The sequence below is a fragment of the Clostridioides sp. ZZV14-6153 genome (assembly GCF_020657855.1).
In the GTDB taxonomy this organism is placed as follows: Bacteria; Bacillota; Clostridia; order Peptostreptococcales; family Peptostreptococcaceae; genus Clostridioides.
In genome coordinates this window covers 1-404 of the sequence record NZ_JAGWCZ010000075.1, presented here as the reverse complement: position 1 = coordinate 404, position 404 = coordinate 1, and the positions used below count along the sequence as shown (strand labels likewise).

The following is a 404-nucleotide window of genomic DNA, read 5'->3' as shown; positions in this document are numbered from 1 at the left end:
CTATAGGAGATATTTCTCCATTGAATAAATGTTTAAAACTAAATAGTGGGATATTTGATTTTCCCATTATTCTTAAGTTGATAGAGTAGAGCATTCCCATAACTAAAATACCAGAAAGTAAGTTAGATATTTTAAATTTAATGTGAAGTATACCAGTTACAAGACCAGCAATACAACCACATAAAATAGCCATTAAAGTTGCTACTACAGGAGAAATCCCATTAGTAAGAGAAAAGGCTACAATAGAAGCTCCCATTGTGTAGCTACCATCAGCAGACATATCGGGAAAATCTAAGATTTTGTAAGTTATATAAACCCCCAGTGCCATGATTGATAAAATTAAACTTTGCGTCATTACAGATATAATACCTGACATAAATAAAACACTCCTTTGAAAATATTTT

At 30.9% G+C, this 404-nt stretch carries 1 protein-coding gene; it reads right to left on the bottom strand.

The genetic code is table 11. The annotated features are described in order from the left end of the window. The coding region (locus KGF46_RS19790; RefSeq protein WP_413841414.1) for an ABC transporter permease subunit at positions 1-376 on the bottom strand (376 nt) is incomplete at its 3' end. Positions 377-404: the final 28 nt, after the last annotated feature.